Source organism: Collinsella sp. OM06-18AC (assembly GCF_003438785.1).
GTDB lineage: Bacteria > Actinomycetota > Coriobacteriia > Coriobacteriales > Coriobacteriaceae > Collinsella.
In genome coordinates, this window is the sequence record NZ_QSTX01000005.1 from 106,472 (window position 1) to 130,028 (window position 23,557).

Consider the following 23,557-nt stretch of genomic DNA (forward strand, 5'->3'; position numbering starts at 1 on the left):
ATCTGTTGATGAATGCCCGCATATCGAAGGGACACGTCCATGGACACCAGCAAACCGCGTCTTGATCGCCGCATCGTTCGCAGCCGCAATGCCATCCTTTCCGCTTTCGAGCGCCTGCTCATGGAAAAGCCGCTGGCAGACATTACGGTGAGTGCCATCGCGCGCGAGGCCAATGTCGACCGTAAAACCTTCTACGTGCACTTTGGTACGGTTGACGGCCTGCTCGATGCCATTGCCGTCGATGTGGTGGAGATGATTGTCGACTCGGTCGAGAAAACGCTTGCCTCCATGGACGGCGACACCAATGAACGCGCCCTGGGCGCGGCGGCGACCTTCTTTAAAACCGTTAACGAGGCGCTGTGCAACAACCTGGTGCTCAATCGTCAGCTGATCGAGAACATTCCGCTCGATGATTTTATGGCTCGTCTTCGTGCGCCGCTCGAGCACGAGATTGCCGAGCGCGACTTGCTGCCCCACGGCCTCAAGGACGAGATGTTCGATTACTATCTGGCGTTTTTGCTGTCCGGTATTATCGGTATCTATCGCACGTGGGCGCTGTCTGACGGTTCGGTTCCTATCGAGCGTGTCTCGGAGGTCGCCAACGACCTGACTCTCAATGGCCTGTCGAGTCTGGAATCTCGCTTGGATTAGGCGCAGGCTCGAGTTCGTGACGCGCTTGTCGGGGTGCAGCCCGATCGACCAGACGACGGGCATCCCGCCGAAGCAGTCGATGACCGGGCTCAGGTAGACCTTCTCGCCGCCCGGGAGTCTGAACTCGGTGATGTCGGTGAGCCACAGCAGGTTGGGCTCGTCGGCGTGGAAATTCCTGTTTACGAGGTTCTCCGGCGCCTTGTAGACCTCGCCGGCGTAGGAGCTGTAGCCTGAGGATCATTAAAAGAAAGTCCAGTTTATCCTTCCCACTCCAATTGGGAATCCTCCGATGCGCCTTCGCACGCTCACATGACCTCGATACCATGCGAGCGTGCGAACTCGACGAGCTCTGCGTTGCGGGCGTTTATGGTGCCGAAGGCGGCGGGGCACACAATAAGGCGCGCGCAGTGGACGAGGAGCTCTTTGGCGCGGGCTATGGTTTTATCCCCGATTGGCTCGAAGGCGCGCTCGGCCACGCATTCCGCTGCCAGGTCGCGCGCGAGCTCGCAGTCGATGTCCCCTTCGTGCAGAACGCCCGCGTAGAACGCCTTGCCCTGCCGGACGAGCTGGCGAAACACAGCCGACCCCGTACCTGCGCCGGCGATGACGAACGTGTGCGCATCGCCGTGCGGGCGCCCAATTTCCACGCTGCCGAAGCGCTCGTTGAAGGTGCCATGCTGAAGGCCGTAGAGCTCGCCAATCGTCTCGCGCGTGAATATGTCCTCGGGTGCGCCGGCGCGGAAGACCCGGCCGTCCTTCACGCAAATCACCTTGTCGGCGCTTTTCTGCGCGAGCTCGAGTTCGTGGATGGACATGATGACAGCCACATTCCGCGATTTCGCAAGGTGGCGAAGTATTCGCAGCAGGTCGATCTGGTAGCGGATATCGAGATACGACGTGGGCTCGTCGAGCACGAGCACACGCGGATCCTGCGCGATGGCGCGTGCGAGCATGACGCGCTGGCGTTGCCCGTCGCTTATCTGCATAAAGTCGCGCTCGGCGAGCTCTTCCACATGTGCGGTTTTCATGGCCTCGTCGACCCGACTATGGTCGTCGGGCGAGAGTGTGCCCATTTGCCCGGTGTAGGGGTGCCTTCCCGCCTCTACGACATCGCGGCAGGTGAGGAGCTCGGTCCGGGGGCGATCTGTCAGCATAACGGCAAGGTTCCTTGCAAACTCCGCCGTCTTCCATCGGGAAATCTCCCGCCCGTCGAGCTCGACCGCGCCGGCAAGCGGTGCCAGATGGCGTGTGATGGTTTTCAAGATGGTCGACTTGCCCGAGCCGTTCGGCCCGATGAGCGCCACGACGTCGCCCGCGCGAACCTCCAGATCGACGCCTTCGACTACGACCTTCTTGTCGTAGCCCGCCGACAGGTCGCTTATGTGGAAAAGCGGCGCTCCGTCAGCCTGCGTTTCGACCGTAGTTTCGAGGTTCGGGTCCGCTCGGAGGAGGCGTTCCGCGCGCAGTTCCGCATGAGCCGAAAGTGCCTTCTGGCGCTTTCGTGCGAGCTCAGGACTGTCTAAGCATGGAATGTCCCCTCCGAGCGTTTTGGGCCGCGGCACGAATTCCCCCATCTACCTCACCCGCTTCTTCAACATGAGCGCGATAACCACCGGAGCGCCGAAGATGGCGGTGACGGCGCTGATGGAAAGCTCGACGGGAGAGAACAGCGTGCGCGCGATCAAATCGCAGCCCGCGCAGAAGATGGCGCCTCCCAAGAAGCACGCAGGAATCACGCGGATGGGCTTCGACGACTTTAGCGCCGACTTCACGAGATGCGGAACCGCGATGCCTACGAACGACACCGGACCAGCGAACGCGGTCACGCAGGCGGAGAGCATGCTCGCTAGAAGGACGAGCACCACGCGGAAGCGTTCGACGTTCACGCCGACGCTTTTCGCGTAGGCTTCTCCCAGCTGGAAGGCGGAAAGGGGCTTCGATATCGCGAATACGCATGCGCTCACGGTGACCACCACGACCGCGATGACCGCGATGTCGTCCCAGCTCGAACCCGAGAAGCTACCCAAAGACCAGTTGTGCAGGTTCACGATGGACTGGTCGTCGGCGAAGGCGATGAGGAAGTTCGTCGCCGCCGAGCAGATGTATCCCACCATGACGCCCGCCACGATGAGCATGGCCATGGAACTTATGCGCCGTGCGATGAGGAGCACGAAGCCGATGGTGATAAGCGAGCCCAGAAACGCTGCGGCCACCATGGCCGGCGAGGACATGGCCTGGTTCGCGCCTAGAAGTACGATCATCGTAAGCGCGACGACGAACTTTGCGCCCGAGGAGACGCCCAAGATGAACGGGTCGGCGATGGGGTTGTTGAAAAACGTCTGCAGCAGGAACCCGGAAAGCGAAAGTGCCCCGCCGAGAAGCACGGCTGAAAGCACGCGCGGCAGGCGAATCTCCCAGATGACCTGGCTTTCCATGGAATTGGCCGCGCCGCCCGAAAGGATGCCGGGGATGTGGTCTGCGGGCACGAGCACGCTCCCGATGCACAGGTTGGCCCCGACGAGCACGATGAGGGCAACAGCGAGCAGCGCCGTCACGACGCGACACCGCGCGGCGCGCCCCGATTCGTCGTATGCCATGGAAAGCCGGCTTCTCATGGCGCTAACCGAGCTTCCTCAGATAATGGAAGTCGCTCGCGTCATCGCCGGTGAACGCCCCGTGCAGCTCGTCGATAATGTCGGCGGTAGAAGTCATCTGCTGGTACATGTCGGCGCTTGTGACCCAGACGTTGCCGTTCTTCACGGCTTTGAACTGCGACAATAGCGCGTTTTTGCCTACGAAGTCGTTCAAGGTGGCAACCGATTCGTCGATGGTGCCGTTGTAGACGATGATGTCGGCATCCTTCGCCGTCGCGTAGAAGCGCTCCATTTCGAGCGTTACTGACGAACCTGACGTCGACGCCGTCTGCGCGTCATCGAGCGCATAGCTGCCGCCTGCAAGCTCGATCATCTGCGCCACGTAGTCGCCCGCCCGCCGCGTGACGGCGGCCCCGTTCGAGTTAATGTAGAAATACGCCACGGTTTTACCTGACGACGCGAGCCCCGACGTTTGCTCGACGCGGGCCTTCTGCTCGTTGAACAGGTGCGCGGCCTCGTCTTCCTTGTCGAACAGGACGCCGAAAAGCTTAATCCACTCGACGCGCCCGAGTGCTTCGGGCTCGCTCGACGACTGTTCGGTGAGCACGACGAGCCCGAGCTTCTGCAGCTTTTCCTTCACATCGGGCGTGTGGTTGATCATGGTGTTCTCGATGGCGAGCGTGCAGCCCGAGGCCGATATTCGCTCGTAGTCGGGCGCGCTGTACTTGCCGCCGTAGGCGATCGCCCCACTTTCGAGCGCGCTTTTGAAGCCTGCGACCGAGCAATCGTCGGCCTTCGTGCCCGACATGATGATATTGTCGTTCGCATCGAGCGCGTCGACCAGGCACATCGTCGCCGATGACACGAGGTACACCTTGTCGGCGGGGCGCCTTATGACCGCGATGTCGGAGCTCAACCCATCAGGTACCTTCGCATCTTGCGGCACCACGAGGAAACGCTCCCCATTCGAAACGCAGATAAGCCGCAGACCGCCTTCGAACTCGTCGACAGTGAAGTGCTCGGCGTATTCAAGCTGAAGCGCCCCCGTCGGCTCCCAGCCGCAGCCCAAATCGGCGTTGTGGAAGTCGGCCGCGGCGCTTGAAGCCGTTCCTGCAGGGGAGCCGCCGCTTGCATCGTCGCCCGATTTCTCCTTCATGGTGGATGAGTCGAAGTGGATCGTGTAGTCGATGGTGTGCGGCGTCGACATGGCGACGGTCTCGGCCGACACGGCGATGTCCTCGTCGAGCGTGACGGGTATCTCGAACGTGGAGTTGCCGCCGTCGTTTACGGGCGCGTAGTCCACGCCGTCGACGGTCATCTTGTCGTAGTTCGAACTCGACCAGGTGATGGTCGCGGTGTAGGTGTCGCCATCCTTCACAATTGTGGTGGGTGAGGCGATGCTTGCGCGCCCTGACCCACCGGAAAGCGAGACACTCACAGTGTATTCCTGAGAGCGCGCCGTGCCACCGGTCGCGTTCGGGCTCGCACTGCACCCCGCGAAGGGAAGCGCGAGCAGGGCGACGAGAACGCAGGTGATCGCGCGCGCCGCGATGCTGTGGCGCTTCCTGTTTTCCCCCTTGGGGAGAATCGACCGCATGGCGTTACTTCAGTGCGTCGGCGCGCAGATCGACGCCGGCGGATTCGAACACAAGCGTGCGGTCGTACCACTGCTCTTTTCTAATACTCCACGCGGCACAGGCGGTGTCCTCGTCGAGCGCATCAACGGGCACGTCGTAGGTGTACTTGCCTTCCGCGTTTTCCACATAGGGGATGAAGTCGGCCTCGCTCGCGGCGGCAGCCTCGTCGCCCGTGCCCATGAAGAGCTTGCCGTAGCCCGTGCCGGAAAGCGTCATCACGCAGTGCATGGAGCCGTTTTCCACGATGAGCTGGGCGTCCACAATCCTGAACATGTTCGAGCTGGAATCTACGGTGATCGGATAGGTGCCGTCGGCCACCTTGTCGGCGGTGATGGGGGCAGCGCTTGCGCCCTCGGTCGCATCGGCCGCCTGCTCGATCTTTTCCTGGGAATCGGTATTGCTTGCCTTTGCGCTGTCGCTTGAATTTCCGGCGCAGCCGGCGAGCGAGAACGCGAGAAGAGCCGCCGACAGGGCGAAGACGAGGGTTTTCTTCAACATGGAGGGGTTCCTTTCAATCGCTTCTACCGCCCGCGCCGTGCGGTGGGCGGGCGGGATGCGAATGCAACGGGCATGCGCCGTCGGTCGGGGAAGGCGCATGCCCGTTGCACGAGGACGCGACCGGCGCCCCCGTGCGCGGCGAGTTTACAGCTTGGCGATGGCGTCGTCCACGTGCGAGACGTAGATGTCGTCGACCGCGGCGTTCTGTCCCAGACCCTGGAGCAGGCACGTCACTTCGAAGCCGGCGGCCACGAACTTCGCAGCCCAGCTGTCGGGGTCGGTCTCGTCTGCCATGTCGTTGTTCGCGTGGTCGCCCGCGACCACCATGAACGGCGCGAGCACGGCCTTCTTGTACCCTGCGGCGCTCGCAGCGGCGATAACATCCTCGCAGGTCGGTTCAGCCTCGACGGTGCCGACGAAGAACTGCGTCAAGCCCTCGTTCTTGAACACTTCCTGCATCTTGGCATAGTCGGCGTTGGAATCGGCTTCGGTGCCGTGGCCCATGAGGCACAGCGCCGTCTTGCCGTCGTCGAAGGACGCCATGTTCTCCTTAATGGCTGCGGCCACCTTCTTGTAGTCGTCGTCGGAGGTGAGCAGCGGGTCGCCGAGCGAGATCTTGTCGAACTTGTCGGCGTACTTGTCGAGCTCGTCTTTCACGTCGGCGTATTCCAGGCCAGCCATGAGATGCGTCGGCTGCACGACGATTTCCTTCACGCCGTCTTCCACGCAGCGGTCGAGCGCCTCGGTCATGTTGTCGATCGTGATGCCGTCGCGCTTCTTCAGCTTGTCGATGATGATCTGCGCGGTGAAGGCGCGGCGGATGTCGTAGTCCTGCCAGTACTTCTCGCGGATAGCGTCTTCGATGGCGCCGATGGTGATGTGGCGCGAATCGTTATAGCTCGTGCCGAAGCTCGTGACGAGAATGACCGGCTTCACGGCCTTCTCCTTTTCGCTCGATTTCTCGGGACTCGCGGAGGTGCTGGAGCAGCCCGCGAGCGCGAATCCGGCGAGCGCGACGGCTCCGGTTGCTGCGGCGCCCATGAAGCCGCGGCGTGACATCTGGTCGGACATGGTTTTCCCTTTCCTCGGTTTGCCGGTCCCCCGGCGACAGTTGCTTATCGGCACAAGCGAAAGAAAAGCGCGCTCGTCCGCAAAGGGATAGCGCGCCTGTTTCTTGCATTCGAAAGGGAAGCGCACTCCTCGGGGTTCACAAGGAGATAACGCCACGGCGATGCCGTGAGGAAAAGGCGAAGCAGTCTGGCTTGGGGCGCGAGGCGGTTCGCCCGCGCGTCCCACACAGTAATGTCCCTTGCCCAGGATTCCCACCTGGTTCCCTCCGCAAGCCAGCGCGGGCTGTGTGGGCGCCGCGCCGGTCGTTTCCTTTTATTCGATTGTCATATGCTCGTTGCCGAAACTACCACTATGATAGTGGGCGTTTGTGGGCGTGTCAAAGCCAGGGCGGGCGGCATTGCGCCTCCTGCCTACGTATTTGCGCCGATTGCCGCTGCGGGCGCCGTGTCTTGCCCGCTGCGCGAAGGGCGGCGTAAACGGTTGCGATGAGAAACGGGAAGGGAAGGCTCGGATGATTCATATCGTTGGCGCAGGTTCGGGCGCCGCCGACCTTATCACGCTGCGCGGGGCGCGTCTTCTACGCGCGGCCGACGTGGTCGTTTGGGCGGGGAGCCTTGTGAACCCCGAGCTGCTCGCCGAGTGCAAGGAATCCTGCGTCGTCTACGACAGCGCGCACATGACCTTGGAGGAAGTGCTCGACGTGATGTGCGCGGCGGATGCGCGGGGCGAGGAAGTGGTGCGCCTGCACACGGGCGACCCGTGCCTGTACGGCGCCATCCAGGAGCAGATGGACGCGCTCGACGCGCGCGGCGTGGTCTACGAGGTGGTGCCCGGCGTGTCGAGCTTTTGCGGTGCCGCGGCGGCGCTTCGCCAGGAATACACGCTGCCGGGAATCAGCCAGTCGGTCGTGATCACGCGACTTTCCGGGCGCACCCCCATGCCCGCGGGCGAGGGCATGCGCACCATGGCGGAAAGCGGCTCGACTATGGTCATCTTCCTGAGCTCGGGTATGCTCGCCGAGCTTTCCGCCGAGCTTTTGGCCGCGGGCCGCAGCTCCGACGAGCCGGCGGCGCTCGTGTACAAGGCGACCTGGCCTGAGGAGCGCGTGGTGCGATGCACAGTGGGCACGCTCGCCGATGCGGGCGCGCGAGGGGGCATCGACCGCACGGCGCTCGTGGTGGTGGGCCGCGTGCTCGGAGCTCGCGGCGGGCTTGCGCACAACGGCGCGCAAGCGGAGTCGTACGAGCGCAGCAAGCTTTACGACCCTTCGTTTGCCACTGGGTATCGGAAGGCGAGCAGCTAGCGTGGCCTTCGATCATTACATATATACCGGGACGACCCGCCTGCGCTGCGGCTACACCACGGGGAGCTGCGCCGCGCTCGCGGCGAAGGCGGCCTGCGAGATGCTCTTGTCACGAAAGCCCGTCGGCCGCGTGTCGATCGTCACCCCCGGCGGGCTGCCCGTCGAGGCGAACGTGGTCGACGCATGCATCGGCGAGGGGTGCGCCCAGTGCGCCGTGCGAAAGGACGCAGGCGACGATGCCGATGTGACCGACGGCGTGCTCGTGTACGCGCGCGTGGAACATGCGGGGTCGGGCACGGGCGCTGCGGGCAGCAAGGGCGTGCCCGCGCGCGAATCGGAAGTTTCCGTCGATGGCGGCGTGGGCGTGGGGCGCGTGACGTTGCCCGGGCTCGAGCAGCCGGTGGGGGCGGCCGCCATCAACGCGACGCCGCGCGCGATGATCACTTCGGCGGTGCGCGAGGTGTGCGCCGCGCACGGCTTTTCTGGAAATATCGCTGTGACGATTTCGGTACCCGAGGGTGTTGCCCTTGCCGAAAAGACCTTCAACCCGCACCTGGGGATAGAGGACGGCATTTCCATCCTGGGCACGACGGGCATCGTCGAGCCGCGCAGCCTTGCTGCCTTGCGCGACAGCATCGAGCTCGAGATCCGGCAGCATGCGGCTATGGGGCGGCGCGGAGTCGTGCTCACGCCCGGCAACTACGGCGGGCAGTTCATCTCGGGGCATTTCCACCTAAACGGTGCACCGGTGGTCTTCATCTCCAACTTCGTGGGCGATGCGATTGATTGCTGCGTTCGCGAGGGATTTACCAATGTTCTTCTTGTGGGACACATCGGCAAGCTGGTGAAGGTTGCGGGCGGCATCATGGACACCCATTCGCGTACCGCCGACTGCCGCGCGGAGATTCTGGCCGCCCACGCGGCCTTGGCCGGCGCTGGCGCGAAGACCGTGCGCGAGATCATGTCGTCGGTCACGACCACGGCGGCGCTCGAGGTAATTGAGGCCGCCGGCGTGGGGGACGCTGCGCGCGCCTCGCTCGCTGCGGCAATCGATGACAGGTTGCGCCGCCGCGCGGCGGGCGCATGCGACATCGCCGCGGTCGTGTTCGACGCCGAGCGCCGAGAGCTTTTCCGCACGTCGGGCGCCGATGCAGTTATCGGGGAATTGGGGGCTACGTATGAGTAAAGGCGTGCTGTACGGGGTGGGCACGGGGCCTGGCGACCCCGAGCTGCTCACGATCAAGGCCGTCCGCACAATCGAATCGTGTCCGGTCATCGCCGCACCGCAGACGGCGGACGGGGCCATGGTCGCGCTCGACATCGTGCGCGGCGCCGTCGACCTTACAGGCAAGACGGTGATCCCCGTGCGATTCTCGATGACGCGCGACGTCGAGCGCCGCGCGGCCGAGCATGCCTCGCTTGTTCGCGAGCTTGTCGCGCACCTGGATGCGGTCCGCGACGTCGCGCTGCTGAACCTGGGGGACCCGAGCATCTACGCCACCTTCCAGCGCATAGCGCCCGACGTGCGCGCCCGCGGGTTCGAGGCGCGCGCCATTCCCGGCGTGCCGAGCTTCTGCGCGGTCGCCGCGGCGCTCGAGCGCGACCTCACGCCCGAGATGTCGTCGCCTCTGCACATCGTGCCCGGCGGCTACGACGACGTGCGCCGCGCAATCAGCTGGCCGGGGACGAAGGTGGTCATGAAGGCGCGCCGCTCGCTTGCGGACACGAAGTGCATCCTTCGCGAGGAGGGCGCCTTCGACGGTGCCGAGCTCGTAGAGGACTGTGGGCTTCCGGGCGAGCGCGTGTACCGCTCGGTCGACGATGTGCCCGATCGGGGCAGCTACTTCTCGACGATGGTGGTGCGCTAGATGAGGGTTTCCTGCATAGCGTTCACTGAGAGGGGATATGCGTTGGCGGAGCGCACCGCACGCGCGCTTTCCGATTGCGCGCAGACAGGTGAAGATGACCCTGGCTGGGACGTTTCCGTTTCGCGCGGGTTCGGCGAGGGGAAGGCCGACCTGCGCGCATGGACGGCGCTCGCGTGGGAAGCGTCGGACGCGCTTCTGTTCGTGGGCGCGGCGGGCATCGCCGTGCGGGCGATCGCGCCGCATGTCGCCTCGAAGGCAAGCGATTCCGCGGTTGTGGTGATCGACGAGGCGGGGCGCTTTGCCGTCCCGCTTTTGTCGGGGCATTTGGGCGGTGCGAACGAGCTTGCGCAAACTGTGGCACGCGCGGCAGGGGCCATCCCCGTCATCACCACGGCGACCGACGTCCGCGGCGTGTGGGCGGTGGATACGTGGGCGCGCTGTGCGGGGCTCGCCGTTTCGAATCCCGAGGCTATCAAGCGAGTGTCGGCGCGGCTGCTTTCGGGCGGGCGCGTGGCGCTCTATTCCGACATGCCGATTTCGGGACAGCCGCCTGAAGGGGTTGACATTGCGTCCGACCGCGCTCGGGCCGATATCGTCGTGTCGCCGTTCGCTGGCGCGAATGCGGGTGCGTCCGTTCGCGCGGCGGAGACAACGGGCGAGGTCGTACCCGCCGGTGTGACGGGGAAGCCGGCGGGCGTGCGGGCGCAGGCGCCTGCGCCCGAGTCGCTTCGCCTTGTCGTGCCCTGCATCGTTGCGGGCATAGGGTGCCGTCGCGGTGCGTGCGCCGAAGCGATCGGGGAGGCGTTTCTTCTCGCGTGCGGGCAGGCGGGCATCTCGCCTTCGGCCGTGCGCGAGGCGGCGACGATCGACGTGAAGGCGCACGAGGAGGGTCTGCTCGCCTTCTGCCGCGCGCGCAATATCCCGCTTGCGACGTATTCCGCAGAGGAGTTGTCGCAGGTCGAAGGCAGCGTTTCGCCATCTGATTTCGTGCGCGCGACGGTGGGGGTCGACAATGTGTGCGAGCGCGCGGCGCTCGCGGGCGGGGGCAAACTTATCTTCCCGAAGCTCGCTCACGGCGGCGTGACCGTCGCGTTTTCCAAGGTAACTATCGAACTTTCGTTTAAGGAGCGGTGATGGGAAAGCTCTTCGTGGTGGGGATCGGCCCGGGCGGCCCCGACGGCATGACGATTGCGGCTCGGCGCGCGCTCGAGGCGGCCGACATCGTTGTGGGGTACACGAAATACGTGGAGCTCGCGCTCGCCGCCGTGCCCGACGCGGCGCATCTCGCGACGCCGATGATGCACGAGGTCGAACGGTGCCGCCTGGCGCTTTCGCGCGCGCAGAGCGGAGAAGCCGTGGCGCTCGTGTGCAGCGGTGACGCGGGCGTGTACGGCATGGCGAGCCCCGTGCTGGAGCTTGCTGAGGACTACCCCGATGTAGACGTGGATGTTATCGCCGGGGCCACCGCGGCTCAGAGCGGGTCGGCGGTGCTCGGCGCCCCGCTTGCCCACGACTTCGCGGTCGTGTCGCTCTCCGACCTGCTCACGCCGTGGGAGGTCATCGAGCGCAGGCTCGCTGCCGTGGCGAGCGCCGACTTCTGCATCTGTTTGTACAACCCGCGCAGCAGAAAGCGCGCCGACAGGCTCTCGCGCGCGGCGAAGATTATGCTCGAATGGAAGGCCCCCGACACGCTCTGCGGCTGGGTACGCAACATCGGGCGCGAGGGGCAGCAGTCGGGCATGTGCAGGCTCTCCGAGCTGGGGGAGTTCGACGCCGACATGTTCACCACCGTGTTCGTCGGCAACGCGGACACGAAGCGCGTAGGCGGCCGTATGGTCACGCCGCGCGGGTATCGGGAGATTCCATGCGAAAGGTAACGATCATCGGGGCGGGGCCCGGAAACCCCGACTTGCTCTCGCGTGCGGCGCTCGACGCGATCGACATCGCCGACGTGGTCATCGGCGCTCATCGCGCGCTTGTCGGCATCGACGTGCCGCCCGACGTGGTGAGATGCGAGCTCGTGAAGACGGCGGACATCGTCGCCGCGCTCACTGATGCGGCGTCGTGGCAGCGCGCCGTGGTCGTGATGACGGGCGATGTGGGGCTGTTCAGCGGCGCGCGCCGCCTGGTGGAGGCGCTCTCCGGCGACGCGCGGGTGGACGTGCGCGTCATTCCCGGCATAAGCTCAGCGTCGTATCTCGCCGCGCGCCTCGCGCGTCCATGGCAGGATTGGCGCTTCGCGAGCGCTCACGGCGTGGCGTGCGACATCGTGGCCGAGGCCGAGCGCGCAGGTGAGCTCTTCCTCGCCACGTCGGGCGGGGAAGACCCCTCGCGTCTTTCGGGCGAGCTTGTGCAGGCGGGCTTCGGGGACGCGCGCGTGACGGTGGCCGAGCGCCTGTCGTACCCCGACGAGCGCATCACCTGCGCGACCGCAAGTGAAATCGCAGGTCAGACGTTCGACGACTTGAACGTGATGCTTATCGAGTTCGCAGGCTGCGCCGGTTCGCCTGCGGGCTCTAGCGCAGCCTCCGAGGCGCCGGCCGGCGCGTCTGCGCCCGCGGCGGCTTCTTTCGCGGCGGACTCTGCGGGCGCATCCCGCGCCGCGAGCTCCCGCTGGCCGTACGCTTCCTCGGGCATTCCCGACGAGCTCTTCATCCGCGGCGACGTTCCCATGACCAAGCAGGAGGTGCGCGCCGTCGCGCTCGCGAAGCTGCGCCTTACCGCGACCGACACCGTGTGGGATGTCGGCGCCGGCACGGGGAGCGTTTCGATCGAGGCGGCGCTCGTCGCGCGAGCGGGGTCGGTATGGGCGGTCGAGCGCAACGCGGCCGGCGTGCGGCTCATCCGAGAGAACGCGGATGCATTCGGGTGCGGCAACGCGCATGCGGTCCCCGGTGTCGCCCCCGAAGCGCTCGCGAAACTGCCCGTCCCCGACGCCGTGTTCGTCGGCGGGAGCGCGGGCGAGCTTCCCTCCATCGTGGAGGCGGCGCTCGAGAAGAACTCGCAGGTTCGCCTGTGCGTGCCATGCGTCACCGTTGAGACGCTCACCGAGGCGTGCGCGCTCCTCTCGGGTTCGCGCTTTAAGGGGTTCGAGGCGTGCCAGGTGTCGGCCGCCCGTGCCGAGGCTGTAGGCTCGCACCATCTTATGAAGGCGCAAAACCCCGTGTTCCTCGTCAGCGCGCGTGGTGCGGGCGCGGATGCCGACGAGCTTGCCGAAGTCGGCGCGCTTGCTGAGTCGCCTGTCGGGGAGGACCCCTCTACCGAGGGGAAACCATCCGTTGAGGTGGTCTCGCTTGCTAACTGCAACGACGCAGGTGGGGAAGGCGGTGCCCGGTGAGCACGTCCATCCCGCGCTTCATGGTCGCTGCGCCCTCGAGCGGGAGCGGCAAGACGGTCGTCACGTGCGCGCTTCTGCGCGCGCTCGCGCGTCGCGGCCTTGCATGCGCGGCCTTCAAATGCGGCCCCGACTACATTGACCCGCTCTTTCACCGCCGCGTCGTGGGTGCGCGCTCGGGCAACTTAGACGGCTTCTTCACTGACGCCCCGACGCTGCGCGCCCTGCTCGCACGCGGCGCCGCGGGCGCGGATGTCGCGGTGCTCGAGGGGGTCATGGGCTTCTACGACGGCATGGCGCCCGGCGTGGCCGACGCGAGCAGCTACCAGGTTGCGCGCGACACGGAAACGCCGGTCGTTTTAGTGGTGAACGGGCGCGGGGCGTCTTTATCGCTCGCCGCCGTAATCCGCGGCATCGCCGAGTTCCTGCCTTGTGCGAACGTGCGCGGCGTCGTGCTGAACAAGACGAGCGCCGCTGCCTGCGCCTACGCGGCGCCTGCGATCGAGAAGCACACGTGCGTCGCGGTTTTGGGGAATATCCCCGCCGACGAGGCGTTCTCGCTCGAAAGCCGGCATCTGGGGCTTGTGACCGCCGACGAGGTCGAGCAGCTCTCCGCGCGCATCGACAAGATGGCCGAGCTGGTGGAAAAGAGCATCGACGTCGACCTCTTGCTCGAAATAGCGGCGACGGCACCCGATATCCGCGAGGAACCTTACCGGTTGGAGCCGATCGCGGGAGCGCGGCCCATCGTCGCCGTCGCGCGTGACGAGGCGTTCTCGTTCTATTACGAGGAGAATCTGCGCGCGCTCGAGGACCTGGGTTGCGAGCTGGCCTTTTTCAGCCCCCTGTGTGATAGCGAGTTGCCCCGGGGGACAAGCGCCCTCTATCTGGGGGGCGGCTACCCGGAGCTCCATGCGCGGCAGCTCTCCGAGAACGTGTCGATGCGCGAGGCGGTGCGGCGCGCGGTGGAATCCGGCATGCCGACGGTCGCCGAATGCGGTGGGTTTCTGTACCTGCAGCGCGAAATCGCCGATAGCGAGGGGTGGCGCTGGCCTGTTGCGGGCGCCCTTGAGGGCGCAAGCGAGAACGGGGGAAGGCTGTCCCATTTCGGGTACGTGGAGCTCACTTCCCAACGCGACGGGCTCTACGGGCCGCGCGGCACACGCATCCGCGCGCACGAGTTCCACTACTGGCAGTCCACCTGCCCGGGCGGCGACTTTTGGGCGCAGAAGCCCCGGCGCGACAAGGGCTGGCCGTGCATGACGACCACCCCGTCCCTGGTGGCGGGCTTCCCGCATGTGTACTATCCTGCGAACCCCGACGTTGCGCGCGCGTTCGCGTCTGCCGCAGCGTCGTTCGCAGAGAGGAGGCGGCATGGCTGAAGCAACCGAAACCGCGCTTGCCTGCATCCGCGAGGAAGTCGAGCGCGCGTTCTCGTCGGCGCCGGGCGCCGTGCTCGAAGCCGCGCTCTCCCGGATCGCGCCCGCAGACGAGTGCGCCCGCGCCGCCGCGTACGCCGCGTGGGACTCCATCGCGCACCCCTTGGGGGGATTGGGCGACTTTGAAGACGCCGTCGCGTGTATCGCCGCAGCTCAGGGGAGCGCCGAGGTGGCCGAGTTTCCCCGTGCGCTCGCGGTATTCTTCTCCGACAACGGGGTCGTTGCCGAAGGCGTGTCGCAAAGCGGGCAAGACGTGACGCGAGCCGTCGCGCGCAACATGTGCGAGGGGGCCGCGAGCGCCTGCCGCATGGCGGCGTTCGCGGGTGCCGAGGTCGTGCCCGTCGACGTGGGTATGGCCCGGGGCATAGAAGACGCGCGCATGGTGCGCGCGAACGTGCGGCGGGGGAGCGGCAACATCGCTCACGGCTCCGCTATGTCTCGTGATGGGGCCGTGCGCGCGATCGAGGTCGGAATCGCCGTCGCGTGCGGGCTTGCCCGCGCCGGCGTGCGCCTTCTCGCCGCGGGCGAGATGGGCATCGGCAACACGACCACCTCGGCGGCGGTGGCCGCAGTGCTCATCCGGGCGGACGCGCGGAGCCTTGTCGGGCGCGGCGCGGGGCTCTCGGACGCCTCGCTCGCGCGCAAGCGCGACGTGGTCGAGCGCGCTATCGACGCGAACTCGCCCGATCCCGCCGACCCGATCGACGTGCTCTCGAAGGTGGGCGGCTTCGACATCGCTGCGATGTGCGGCTTCTACCTGGGGGCCGCGGCCTCGAAGGCGCCGGCGCTCCTCGACGGGGTCATATCCTGCACGGCGGCCCTGTGCGCGGCGCGCCTGTGCCCCAACGCCTTGGGCTACCTCGTGGGCACCCACGCATCAAGCGAACCCGCAAGCCGGGAGCTCCTTCGCGAGCTCGGCATAAAGGCGCCCCTCGACGCAGGCATGCACTTGGGCGAGGGCGCGGGCGCCATGGCGTATCTCCCCCTTCTGGATTCGGCGCTGCGCGTGTACCGGGATGGGAAGACGTTCACGGCGACTGGCATGGCTGCTTACGAGCATTTCGAGGCCGGGAAATGACGGTGACGCTCGTCATCGGCGCCGCCGCGAGCGGCAAGAGCGCCTACGCCGAGTCCCTGTGCCTCGGGCACGACGGCCCCCGCGTGTACCTGGCAACGATGGAGCCCTTCGGGGAAGAGGGCGCCCGCCGCATCGCGCGCCATCGGGCGCTGCGCGAGGGCAAGGGGTTTTCCACCCTCGAGCGCACGCGTGACGTGGGCGCCGCAGTGCCCGGGCTTCCGCGCGGCTGCACGCTTCTTTTGGAGGACGTGGGCAACCTGGTTGCGAACGAGCTTTTCGCGGAAGGCGGCTTGTCCCCACGTGACCCCGACGCTGCGGCGCGTGAGGTGCTCGGAGGCATCGAACGGCTCGCTCAGGCCGCTGCGTATACGGTGGTGGTCACCGTCGACGTGTTCGCCGATGGGATGCGCTACGATGAGGGGACCGAGGCATGGAGGCGCGCGCTCGCGCGCGTGAACGCGGGCGTGGCGGCGCTGGCCGACCGCGCAGTCGAAGTGGTATGCGGGATTCCCGTGTGGATGAAAGGTGAAGGACCTACAAGGTGAAGATAGCAGAGGCAATCGGCGCGGCGTTCGGAACGTTCTCGCGCATCCCCGTCCCGAAATCGGCCTGGACCGATTTCGGGTCAACCCATGCGCTTGCCGCGTTTCCCCTGGTGGGCCTTGCGGAAGGGTTCCTCATGACGGCGTGGGGGCACGTGGCGAACCTGCTTGGCGTGCCCGCGACGATGGTCGCGGCCGTGCTCGTGGCGCTGCCTGTGGCGGTGACGGGAGGCATCCACCTAGACGGGCTCTGCGACACCTCCGATGCGCTTGCAAGTTGGGCCCCGCGCGAGCGAAAGCTCGAGATCATGCACGACCCGCGGGCGGGCGCCTTCGGGGTCATCGGTGTTGTTGTGTACCTTATTCTGCAGTTTTCCCTGTTCGCCGCACTGCCGCTTACGGCGGGGGCGTTCCTCGCGCTTCTGTGCTCGCTCGTGTTCTCCCGCTCACTTTCGGGGCTCGCCGTTGAATGCTGGCCTGCCGCGCGTGCGGACGGCATGGCCGCGGGGCTCTCGCCTGCTAAGAAGCGCGCGGCGATCGTCGTGCCGCTTTGCGCTTTCGCTGCGGCTTCGGCTGCAGGGATGGTCGCGTGCGCTCAGGCCGTCGGCGCCCTTATGGCGGTGGCGGGGCTTTTGGCGCTCGCGTGGTACCGCCATGTTGCCATGTCCCGCTTCGGCGGGGTGACGGGGGATTTGGCCGGATGGTTTCTGCAATGGGCCGAGCTCGCGATGCTTGCCATGCTGGTGGCGGGGGGCATGCTCCTATGATGCTCGTGGTAGGTGGCGCGCATTCGGGGAAGAGGACCTTCGTACGCGAAAAGCTCGGGTTCGCGGCGGACGATTTCGTCGACGCGGCGCAGTTTGCGGAGGGCGGCGTGCCCGCGGCTTTTGCCGGCCGTGTCGCTTACCGTGCTGAGGAACTCGTACGCGCGCTCGACGCTGACCGGGCGCTCGAGCGGCTGATCGGCTTCGACGTAGTGATTTTGTCCTTGGTCGGCTCGGGGGTCGTCCCTATGCGTGCGGAAGACGCCCAATGGCGCGAGCGCGCGGGGCGCCTGGGATGCGCGCTCGCTGCGCGCGCAGACGTCGTCGTGCGCATGACGTGCGGGATACCCCAGGTCATCAAAGGAAACCTTGCCGATGCGCCTCGAGGGACGCAGGGCGCGGGCGCGCCTTTGGAAGTCGTCTTCGTGCGCCATGGTGCCACGGCGGGCACGGAAGACCATCGCTACAGCGGGGCGGGCACCGACGAGCCCCTGTCGAGCGCGGGCGAGTGCGCATTGCGCGACCTCGCGTGCTATTGTGACGTGTTCTGTGTTATCACGAGCGGCATGGCCCGCACCGACCAGACGGCGCGCATCCTCTTCCCGAACGCGGAGCTTATGGCGTGCCCCGGTCTGCGCGAAATGGATTTCGGCGACTTCGAGGGGCGAAGCGCCGCCGAGCTTAAAGAGGATGCGCGCTACCGCGCCTGGGTAGACTCCTGGTGCGAGACGCGCTGCCCGCATGGCGAGGGCAAGAGCGATTTCACCCGCCGCGTCGTCGCGGCGTTTCGGGAGGCGTGCAAATCGGAGCGCGCCCAGGGGAGTGGGCGCGCCGTCTTCGTCGTTCACGCGGGTACCGTGAAAGCGCTGCTCTCCGAGCTAGCTGTCCCGAAAATGGGATACTTCGACGTGCATACCGAGCCGGGCGGCACATGGGCCGCCACCTGGGATGGGCGCTGCCTTCGCGACGTTCGCCCCGCTTCGGGGGGCGATGCCCGGTGATGACGATTCTTGCCGTTGCCGCCGGGTTTGCGGCCGACCTTGCCTTCGGCGACCCGCGCTGGCTTCCCCATCCCGTCGTCGCCATGGGGCGCGCGATCACGTGGGCCGAAGGCCGCCTGCGGGGCGCATTCCCGCAAACGTCCGCGGGCACGCGCGCCGCAGGGCTTGTGCTCGCCGTGGCGCTTCCGCTTACGTGTGGGCTTTTGACCTGGGGAATCCTGCATGTTTGCGGCATGGTTCACTCCGGCTTGCGCTTCGTGGCCGAGGCATGGGCGAGCTATCAGATTCTCGCGGCATGCGAGCTGCGCCGCCAGAGCCTGGCCGTTGCCCGCGCGTTCTCGAAGGGCGGCCTTGTCGCGGCGCGCGAAGCCGTCGGGCTCATCGTGGGACGTGACACGTCTGTTCTCGACGAGCAGGGCGTCGCGCGCGCCGCCGTGGAAACGGTGGCGGAGAACGCGAGCGACGGTGTCATCGCGCCGCTTTTCTACCTTATGATCGGGGGTGCGCCCTTGGGCATGGCGTACAAGGCGGTGAACACGCTCGACAGCATGGTGGGCTACAAAAACGAGCGCTACATCGACTTCGGCTGCGCCTCGGCGCGCCTCGACGATGCGGTGAACTGGATTCCCTCGCGCTTATCGGCCCTGCTCATGATCGCCGTGTGCCCGATCGTCGGGCTCGACGCGCGCGGGGCGGCGCGCATTTGGCGCCGCGACAGGCGTCGCCATGCGAGCCCGAACGCGGCGCAGACCGAGTCGGCGTGCGCGGGCGCGCTCGGGCTGCGCCTGGCAGGACCCGCGGTGTATTTCGGCAAGCTCGTTGAGAAACCGACGATAGGCGACGCGTCCCGTGAAATCGAGTGGGGCGACATCGCACGGGCGACAAGGCTCATGCTCGCCGCGTCCGTATGCGCGCTCGTCGTCTTCGGCGCCGCGCGCGCGGCGGTCGTGCTCGCCGTGGGGGCGATGGCATGAGGGAAGACCACGCCGCGCCCCGGGCTGCCGGGGGAATCCTGCGCGCCCGTACGCATGGGGGCAGCGCGCAATCGCTCGGCATCGCTTGCGAAGGGGGCGCCTCCGACCTCGTTGACTTCTCGGTGAACGTGAATCCGGCAGGCCCCTCGCCGCGCGCCGTCGCCGCAGCTTGCAAGGCGCTTTCTCGAATCGACGCCTACCCCGATAGGGAAAGCCTCGCCCTCGTTCGCGCCCTGGCGCGTGCCCAGGGCATTCCCGAAGACACTATCGTCTGCGGCGCGGGCGCGTCCGACATCATCTGGCGGCTCGCCGCGGCGGTGCGCCCGAAACGCATCGTCGTGTGCGCGCCGACGTTCTCTGAATATGCTGAGGCGGCATCGTACTACGGCGCATGCGTGCAGGAGTTCCCGCTCTCTGAAGCGGACGACTTCGACGTGCCCGCCTCCTTCGCCCGCGCGATCGAGGGGCCGGGAGACGTGGCGTACCTCTGCAATCCGAACAACCCGACGGGGCGCCTCGTCGACCCCAGCGTGATCGATGCCGCGGCTTGCCGCTGCGAGCAGGTGGGCGCGCTGCTCGTCGTGGACGAGTGCTTCCTCGGATTTGCGCCCGACGCCCGCGAAAGGAGCGTGGCCGCACGCGCCGCGTGTTCGCGCCATGTGGCCGTGCTCTCCGCGTTCACCAAGCTCTACGGAATGGCGGGGTTGCGGTTGGGATATCTGATCAGCGGAAACGCCCAACTCATCGAGGGGATTCGCCGGGCGGGGCAGGCGTGGCCCGTCTCCTCGGTCGCCGAGGCCGCGGGCATCGCCGCCCTGGAAGACGTCGAATACGTCTCGCGCACGCGCGATGTATTGGCGGGCGAGCGAGCGTGGCTTTCCCACGAGCTCTCCTCGCTCGGGCTTTCCGTCGTGCCGTCGGATGCGAACTTCCTTTTAGTCCGCACGCCGGCGAAAGACATCCCCGAGCGCCTGTATAAACAGGGGGTTTTGGTCCGCACGTGCGACTCGTTTTCGGTGCTGTCCCGTTTCTGGTGCCGCGTCGCGGTGCGCACGCGCAAGGAGAATGCCCGGCTTGCGATGGCGTTCGGCCGTGCGCTTCGGGCGGAAGACGCATCGGGCGAAGGCGAACCCGACGAACGGGGCGGCGCTTCTTTCAGCGGCGCTATGGCGGGCGCGGATGGCCGAGGCTCGGCGAAGGAGGTCGATACCCGTGGGTAGGGCCAAGCCCATCATGATCCAGGGCACCATGTCGAACGCGGGGAAGAGCCTGCTTGCGGCTGGGCTGTGCCGCGTACTTTCGCAGGACGGCCTGCGCGTGACTCCCTTCAAGAGCCAGAACATGGCACTCAACAGCGGTGTCACGGCCGACGGGCTCGAGATGGGGCGCGCCCAGATCATGCAGGCCGAGGCGTGCGGCATCGCGCCCGACGTGCGCATGAACCCCATCCTGCTCAAGCCCGAAAGCGGCCACCGAAGCCAGCTCATCGTGGCCGGCAAGGCGCAGGGAGCCTTCGCTGCGAGGGACTACTTCGCGCGAAAGAAGGCGCTCATGCCGCAGATTTTGGAGGCGTTCGATTCGCTCGCGGAGGAAAACGACGTCATCGTCATCGAGGGCGCCGGCAGCCCCGCCGAAATCAACCTTGCCGAAAACGACATCGTCAACATGGGGCTCGCGCGCGCCGTGTCCTCCCCCGTGCTGCTTGCGGGCGACATCGACCCGGGCGGGGTATTTGCCCAGCTCTACGGCACGGTCGCGCTTCTTGCGCCCGAGGACCGCGCGCTTTTGCGGGGGCTTGTGGTGAACAAGTTCCGCGGCGATGTGGAAATCCTGCGCCCGGGTTTGGCCCCGCTCGAGAAGATGTGCGGAGTTCCCGTCGTGGGTGTCGTGCCGTATCTTACGCTCGACCTGGACGACGAGGACTCGCTCGCGCCGCGCCTATCTGCCCGCGAGGCGCGCGGCGTCATCGACGTTGCCGTCGTGCGTCTTCCGCATCTGTCGAACTTTACCGACTTCGACCCGCTTTCGCGCGTGCCCGGCGTGGGCGTGCGCTACGTTTCCTCGACGACCGATCTGGGCCGACCCGACCTGGTGGTGCTTCCCGGCTCGAAGACTACGCTCGACGACGCGCGCTGGCTTGCGGCTAGCGGCATCGGAGCCTGTGTACGCGCGCTTTCGGGCGCGGGCACGCCGGTGCTCGGCATATGCGGAGGCTACCAGCTTTTGGGAGACGAGCTTTCCGACCCGCACGGCAGGGAAGGCGCTGGCACCGCGCGCGGGCTCGGGCTCATCCCTGCAAGTACGGTGTTCAAGGAGGAAAAGCGCCTCGCCCAGTCGACACTGCGCATCACGGGCGCCCAAGGCGCGTTCTCGGTGTGGAACGGCATGACGGCGCGCGGGTACGAGATTCACGACGGCGAAACGACCGTCTCCTGCGCCCCTGCGGGCACGATTGGCGGCAAACCAGAAGGCGCGGCCTGCGGAAACGTGTTCGGAACCTATCTCCACGGCCTGTTCGACGAACCGGGGGTGGCGCTCGCCCTCGCGCGCTCGCTTGCGCGCATGCGCGGCCTGCCCGAGAGCGTCGTGGGTGTTGCGGGCGCGGCGTCCGCGGCCGATCACCGTGCGCGCGAGTTCGACCGCCTGGCCGACGTCGTGCGCGAGGCGCTCGACATGGAGTATGTCTACCGCATTATCGAGGAGGGCGTATGATCCACGTGTATCATGGCGACGGCAAAGGCAAGACCACGGCGGCGATGGGCCTCGCCCTTCGCATGCTCGCTGCAGGCCGCCGCGTCGTCGTCGTGCAGTTCCTGAAAGACGGCGAAAGCGGGGAGGTGCGCCTGCTCGCCGAGCATTTTGGCGTGCCCGTGTTCGCGGGGAAGGCGTCAGACAAGTTTACCTGGTCGATGACGTCGGAAGAACTTGCCGCGACGTGCGAGCTGCACGATGGGAACCTCGCTTCCGCGCTCGCCGAGCTCGAGGGCGCGCAAGAGGGACTGCTCGTGCTCGACGAGGCGCTCGACGCGCTTTCGAAGGGGCTTGTCGACGAGGCGCTCGTGGACCGCGCGCTCGATATGTCCGCGCGCGGCGTCGAAGTAGCGCTCACCGGGCGCGCGCCTTCCCGCAAGATCGTGGAGAAGGCCGACTACATAACCGAGATGCGGTGCGAGAAACATCCCTACGAGCAGGGGATATGTGCAAGGGAAGGAGTGGAGTACTAGATGGATTCCAAGGAGATGGCGCCCGGCGACATCGAGCGGCGCAGCTTCGAGATCATCACCAAAGAGCTCGGCGGCCGCACGTTCCCGCCGCTCGAAGAGCCCGTCGTGAAGCGCGTCATCCACACCACTGCCGACTTCTCGTACGCCGATTCGCTCGTGTTCACCCATGACGCCGCGCACTGTGCGCTCGACGCACTGCGCGCAGGGGCCACGGTGCTCACCGACACGAACATGGCGCTCGCAGGCATAAGCAAGCCCGCGCTCGCGAAGCTCGGCTGCAAGGCCGTGTGCTACATGGCCGACCCTGATGTCGCCGCGGCTGCGCGCGCCGCGGGCACGACTCGCGCCGTTGCGAGCATGGACAAAGCTTGCCGCATCGAGGGTCCGCTCATCGTGGCCGTCGGCAACGCTCCTACAGCACTTCTGCGCCTCGCCGAGCTCATGGACGCGGGGAAGATCGCGCCCGCGCTCGTCGTTGGGGTGCCGGTCGGGTTTGTGAACGTGGTCGAGGCGAAAGAGGAGCTACTCGCGCGACGCGTGCCGGCCATAGTCGCGAGGGGTCGCAAGGGCGGCTCGACCGTGGCGGCCGCCATTATGAACGCGCTGCTCTACCAGATCACGCGCACGGGTGGCGCGAAGTGACGGCCCCTGCATCCGTGCCGGCGCTGCGCATCTTCGCCGGCACCACCGAGGGCCGCCTTCTGTGTGAATGGGCGAGCGGGGCGGGCATCCCCGCCCGTGCCTACGCGGCAACCGAGTACGGAGGCGAGCTTTTGGGTGAGCTTCCGGGCATCGAGGTGCATGCGGGCAGGCTCGACGATGCCGACATGGAGCGCGAGCTTTCCGGCGCGCGTATCGTCGTCGACGCCACGCACCCCTTCGCTACGCTCGCAAGCGACAACATCCGGGTCGCTTCGCTCGCCGTGGGTGCACGATGCCTGCGCCTTGCGCGCCCGGTCGAGGCGCTGCCCAAAGGCGTCGTGCCGGTCGCGTCGATCGCCTGCGCGGCGCGCTTTCTCTCCGAGAACCCGGGTCGCGTTCTTCTCACGACGGGGAGCAAGGAGCTTGCTCCCTACACGCGCGTCGCCGATTTCGCGGAGCGCTTCTTCGTGCGTGTGCTCCCGCTGCCCGGTGCTATAACGAAGTGCATCGACGCGGGGTTTTCGCCGTCGCACGTCATCGGCATGCAGGGGCCCTTCACCCGCGAGCTCAACGAGGCGATGCTTCGGCAGGTGGGCGCCCAGTGGCTTGTGACCAAGGACTCGGGAACCGTAGGCGGCACGGCCGAGAAGCTCGCCGCAGCGCGCGCCGTGGGAGCGCGCTGTATCGTGGTCACCCGTCCCGCCGAGGGAGGCGGGGCCCTTTCGCTTCGGGAAGTGGAAGATGCGCTCTTACGGGAGTTCGCGCGCTAGGCGCTCGCCGCGCCTGCGAGGAGGATCGCCTCGAGCAAGCTCGACCCGTACAAGCCCGTCATCCACCAATAGCTCGAGGACGCCCGGAACTGGCGCAAACAGCCCTTCAATAAGTTGCGGTGAAATAGTGTCTGTTTTTGCTGCTAGATAGCATACTCAGTCCCTAA

Annotated in this window: 23 protein-coding genes and 1 pseudogene; 18 read left to right on the top strand and 6 right to left on the bottom strand. The window is 66.6% G+C overall.

What is annotated here, in order from left to right; all coding sequences use genetic code 11:
* Positions 1 to 39: 39 nt before the first annotated feature.
* Complete coding sequence (locus tag DXB86_RS04660; RefSeq protein WP_158555281.1) at positions 40 to 651, top strand: TetR/AcrR family transcriptional regulator; 612 nt, start codon at positions 40 to 42, stop codon at positions 649 to 651.
* On the opposite strand, the pseudogene DXB86_RS10110 reads toward DXB86_RS04660, so the two are convergent.
* The 6 genes and pseudogenes from DXB86_RS10110 to DXB86_RS04690 all read right to left on the bottom strand — a co-directional run.
* Positions 586 to 879 (bottom strand): annotated as a pseudogene (locus DXB86_RS10110) (DDE-type integrase/transposase/recombinase); the annotation flags it as partial. The gene DXB86_RS04660 and the pseudogene DXB86_RS10110 sit on opposite strands and share 66 nt — an antisense overlap.
* Before the next feature lie 77 nt (positions 880 to 956).
* The gene (locus DXB86_RS04670) at positions 957 to 2,225 is read right to left on the bottom strand and encodes an ABC transporter ATP-binding protein (RefSeq protein ID WP_117736316.1); all 1,269 of its coding nucleotides are present in this window, start codon (positions 2,223 to 2,225) and stop codon (positions 957 to 959) included.
* Positions 2,226 to 3,248 carry an iron ABC transporter permease gene (locus DXB86_RS04675; RefSeq protein WP_055250426.1) on the bottom strand — a complete coding sequence of 341 codons (1,023 nt, stop codon included), beginning with the start codon at positions 3,246 to 3,248 and terminating at the stop codon, positions 2,226 to 2,228.
* 22 nt (positions 3,249 to 3,270) lie between these two features.
* A complete protein-coding gene (locus DXB86_RS04680) occupies positions 3,271 to 4,842 on the bottom strand; it encodes an ABC transporter substrate-binding protein (RefSeq protein ID WP_147330819.1) in 1,572 nt (523 codons plus the stop codon).
* Between the two features lie 4 nt (positions 4,843 to 4,846).
* Positions 4,847 to 5,380 (bottom strand): hypothetical protein, encoded by a 534-nt coding sequence (locus DXB86_RS04685; RefSeq protein ID WP_117736318.1) that lies wholly within the window; start codon positions 5,378 to 5,380, stop codon positions 4,847 to 4,849.
* 144 nt (positions 5,381 to 5,524) lie between these two features.
* Entirely contained in the window at positions 5,525 to 6,451 is a 927-nt protein-coding gene (locus DXB86_RS04690) for a sirohydrochlorin cobaltochelatase (RefSeq protein WP_089571781.1), read from the bottom strand.
* Between the two features lie 511 nt (positions 6,452 to 6,962).
* On the opposite strand from DXB86_RS04690, the gene cobM reads away from it, so the two are divergent.
* The 17 genes from cobM to cobK are packed head-to-tail and all read left to right on the top strand — an operon-like array spanning position 6,963 to position 23,390.
* Positions 6,963 to 7,754, top strand: coding sequence for a precorrin-4 C(11)-methyltransferase (gene cobM, locus DXB86_RS04695; protein ID WP_117736319.1), 792 nt, complete (start codon positions 6,963 to 6,965; stop codon positions 7,752 to 7,754).
* A 1-nt stretch (position 7,755) separates the two neighbouring features.
* Positions 7,756 to 8,940: a cobalt-precorrin-5B (C(1))-methyltransferase CbiD gene (gene cbiD / locus DXB86_RS04700; RefSeq protein WP_233504151.1), complete on the top strand. Its 1,185-nt coding sequence runs from the start codon at positions 7,756 to 7,758 to the stop codon at positions 8,938 to 8,940.
* A gap of 16 nt (positions 8,941 to 8,956) precedes the next feature.
* The gene (gene cobI, locus DXB86_RS04705) at positions 8,957 to 9,622 is read left to right on the top strand and encodes a precorrin-2 C(20)-methyltransferase (RefSeq protein ID WP_199410987.1); all 666 of its coding nucleotides are present in this window, start codon (positions 8,957 to 8,959) and stop codon (positions 9,620 to 9,622) included.
* Positions 9,623 to 10,756 carry a cobalt-precorrin 5A hydrolase gene (locus tag DXB86_RS04710; RefSeq protein ID WP_117736321.1) on the top strand — a complete coding sequence of 378 codons (1,134 nt, stop codon included), beginning with the start codon at positions 9,623 to 9,625 and terminating at the stop codon, positions 10,754 to 10,756.
* Positions 10,756 to 11,499 carry a precorrin-3B C(17)-methyltransferase gene (gene cobJ, locus DXB86_RS04715; protein WP_117736322.1) on the top strand — a complete coding sequence of 248 codons (744 nt, stop codon included), beginning with the start codon at positions 10,756 to 10,758 and terminating at the stop codon, positions 11,497 to 11,499. Before DXB86_RS04710 ends, cobJ begins: the two co-directional genes overlap by 1 nt.
* Positions 11,487 to 12,959 carry a precorrin-6y C5,15-methyltransferase (decarboxylating) subunit CbiE gene (gene cbiE / locus DXB86_RS04720; protein WP_117736323.1) on the top strand — a complete coding sequence of 491 codons (1,473 nt, stop codon included), beginning with the start codon at positions 11,487 to 11,489 and terminating at the stop codon, positions 12,957 to 12,959. The genes cobJ and cbiE overlap by 13 nt, the downstream gene beginning before the upstream one ends.
* On the top strand, positions 12,956 to 14,338 hold the full coding sequence (locus tag DXB86_RS04725) for a cobyrinate a,c-diamide synthase (RefSeq protein WP_233504152.1): 1,383 nt from the start codon (positions 12,956 to 12,958) through the stop codon (positions 14,336 to 14,338). Before cbiE ends, DXB86_RS04725 begins: the two co-directional genes overlap by 4 nt.
* Positions 14,331 to 15,473: a nicotinate-nucleotide--dimethylbenzimidazole phosphoribosyltransferase gene (gene cobT, locus DXB86_RS04730; RefSeq protein ID WP_117736324.1), complete on the top strand. Its 1,143-nt coding sequence runs from the start codon at positions 14,331 to 14,333 to the stop codon at positions 15,471 to 15,473. Before DXB86_RS04725 ends, cobT begins: the two co-directional genes overlap by 8 nt.
* A complete protein-coding gene (locus DXB86_RS04735) occupies positions 15,470 to 16,018 on the top strand; it encodes a bifunctional adenosylcobinamide kinase/adenosylcobinamide-phosphate guanylyltransferase (protein ID WP_055250409.1) in 549 nt (182 codons plus the stop codon). The genes cobT and DXB86_RS04735 overlap by 4 nt, the downstream gene beginning before the upstream one ends.
* Positions 16,015 to 16,782, top strand: a complete 768-nt coding sequence (gene cobS, locus DXB86_RS04740) for an adenosylcobinamide-GDP ribazoletransferase (RefSeq protein ID WP_117736325.1) — start codon at positions 16,015 to 16,017, stop codon at positions 16,780 to 16,782. The genes DXB86_RS04735 and cobS overlap by 4 nt, the downstream gene beginning before the upstream one ends.
* Positions 16,779 to 17,780 (top strand): histidine phosphatase family protein, encoded by a 1,002-nt coding sequence (locus tag DXB86_RS04745; RefSeq protein WP_117736326.1) that lies wholly within the window; start codon positions 16,779 to 16,781, stop codon positions 17,778 to 17,780. Before cobS ends, DXB86_RS04745 begins: the two co-directional genes overlap by 4 nt.
* Positions 17,780 to 18,754: an adenosylcobinamide-phosphate synthase CbiB gene (gene cbiB / locus DXB86_RS04750; RefSeq protein ID WP_117736327.1), complete on the top strand. Its 975-nt coding sequence runs from the start codon at positions 17,780 to 17,782 to the stop codon at positions 18,752 to 18,754. Before DXB86_RS04745 ends, cbiB begins: the two co-directional genes overlap by 1 nt.
* Entirely contained in the window at positions 18,751 to 19,974 is a 1,224-nt protein-coding gene (locus tag DXB86_RS04755) for a histidinol-phosphate transaminase (RefSeq protein ID WP_158555282.1), read from the top strand. The genes cbiB and DXB86_RS04755 overlap by 4 nt, the downstream gene beginning before the upstream one ends.
* Complete coding sequence (locus DXB86_RS04760) at positions 19,967 to 21,466, top strand: cobyric acid synthase (RefSeq protein WP_233504153.1); 1,500 nt, start codon at positions 19,967 to 19,969, stop codon at positions 21,464 to 21,466. The genes DXB86_RS04755 and DXB86_RS04760 overlap by 8 nt, the downstream gene beginning before the upstream one ends.
* Positions 21,463 to 21,978 carry a cob(I)yrinic acid a,c-diamide adenosyltransferase gene (locus tag DXB86_RS04765; protein ID WP_117639409.1) on the top strand — a complete coding sequence of 172 codons (516 nt, stop codon included), beginning with the start codon at positions 21,463 to 21,465 and terminating at the stop codon, positions 21,976 to 21,978. Before DXB86_RS04760 ends, DXB86_RS04765 begins: the two co-directional genes overlap by 4 nt.
* Positions 21,979 to 22,620 (top strand): precorrin-8X methylmutase, encoded by a 642-nt coding sequence (locus tag DXB86_RS04770; protein WP_117736330.1) that lies wholly within the window; start codon positions 21,979 to 21,981, stop codon positions 22,618 to 22,620.
* Entirely contained in the window at positions 22,617 to 23,390 is a 774-nt protein-coding gene (cobK, locus tag DXB86_RS04775; protein ID WP_117736331.1) for a precorrin-6A reductase, read from the top strand. The genes DXB86_RS04770 and cobK overlap by 4 nt, the downstream gene beginning before the upstream one ends.
* Positions 23,391 to 23,557 lie beyond the last annotated feature (167 nt).

What these genes read in the sequence shown, in the direction of transcription:
- DXB86_RS04735 (WP_055250409.1), top strand. Translation starts at nt 15,470, where the DNA reads ATGACGGTGACGCTCGTCATCGGCGCCGCCGCGAGCGGCAAGAGCGCC.
- cbiB (WP_117736327.1), top strand. Translation starts at nt 17,780, where the DNA reads ATGACGATTCTTGCCGTTGCCGCCGGGTTTGCGGCCGACCTTGCCTTC.
- cobJ (WP_117736322.1), top strand. Translation starts at nt 10,756, where the DNA reads ATGGGAAAGCTCTTCGTGGTGGGGATCGGCCCGGGCGGCCCCGACGGC.
- DXB86_RS04765 (WP_117639409.1), top strand. Translation starts at nt 21,463, where the DNA reads ATGATCCACGTGTATCATGGCGACGGCAAAGGCAAGACCACGGCGGCG.
- cobT (WP_117736324.1), top strand. Translation starts at nt 14,331, where the DNA reads ATGGCTGAAGCAACCGAAACCGCGCTTGCCTGCATCCGCGAGGAAGTC.
- DXB86_RS04710 (WP_117736321.1), top strand. Translation starts at nt 9,623, where the DNA reads ATGAGGGTTTCCTGCATAGCGTTCACTGAGAGGGGATATGCGTTGGCG.
- DXB86_RS04690 (WP_089571781.1), bottom strand. Translation starts at nt 6,451, where the DNA reads ATGTCCGACCAGATGTCACGCCGCGGCTTCATGGGCGCCGCAGCAACC.
- cbiE (WP_117736323.1), top strand. Translation starts at nt 11,487, where the DNA reads ATGCGAAAGGTAACGATCATCGGGGCGGGGCCCGGAAACCCCGACTTG.
- cobM (WP_117736319.1), top strand. Translation starts at nt 6,963, where the DNA reads ATGATTCATATCGTTGGCGCAGGTTCGGGCGCCGCCGACCTTATCACG.
- DXB86_RS04770 (WP_117736330.1), top strand. Translation starts at nt 21,979, where the DNA reads ATGGATTCCAAGGAGATGGCGCCCGGCGACATCGAGCGGCGCAGCTTC.
- DXB86_RS04670 (WP_117736316.1), bottom strand. Translation starts at nt 2,225, where the DNA reads ATGGGGGAATTCGTGCCGCGGCCCAAAACGCTCGGAGGGGACATTCCA.
- DXB86_RS04685 (WP_117736318.1), bottom strand. Translation starts at nt 5,380, where the DNA reads ATGTTGAAGAAAACCCTCGTCTTCGCCCTGTCGGCGGCTCTTCTCGCG.
- DXB86_RS04755 (WP_158555282.1), top strand. Translation starts at nt 18,751, where the DNA reads ATGAGGGAAGACCACGCCGCGCCCCGGGCTGCCGGGGGAATCCTGCGC.
- DXB86_RS04745 (WP_117736326.1), top strand. Translation starts at nt 16,779, where the DNA reads ATGATGCTCGTGGTAGGTGGCGCGCATTCGGGGAAGAGGACCTTCGTA.
- DXB86_RS04680 (WP_147330819.1), bottom strand. Translation starts at nt 4,842, where the DNA reads ATGCGGTCGATTCTCCCCAAGGGGGAAAACAGGAAGCGCCACAGCATC.
- DXB86_RS04675 (WP_055250426.1), bottom strand. Translation starts at nt 3,248, where the DNA reads ATGGCATACGACGAATCGGGGCGCGCCGCGCGGTGTCGCGTCGTGACG.
- DXB86_RS04660 (WP_158555281.1), top strand. Translation starts at nt 40, where the DNA reads ATGGACACCAGCAAACCGCGTCTTGATCGCCGCATCGTTCGCAGCCGC.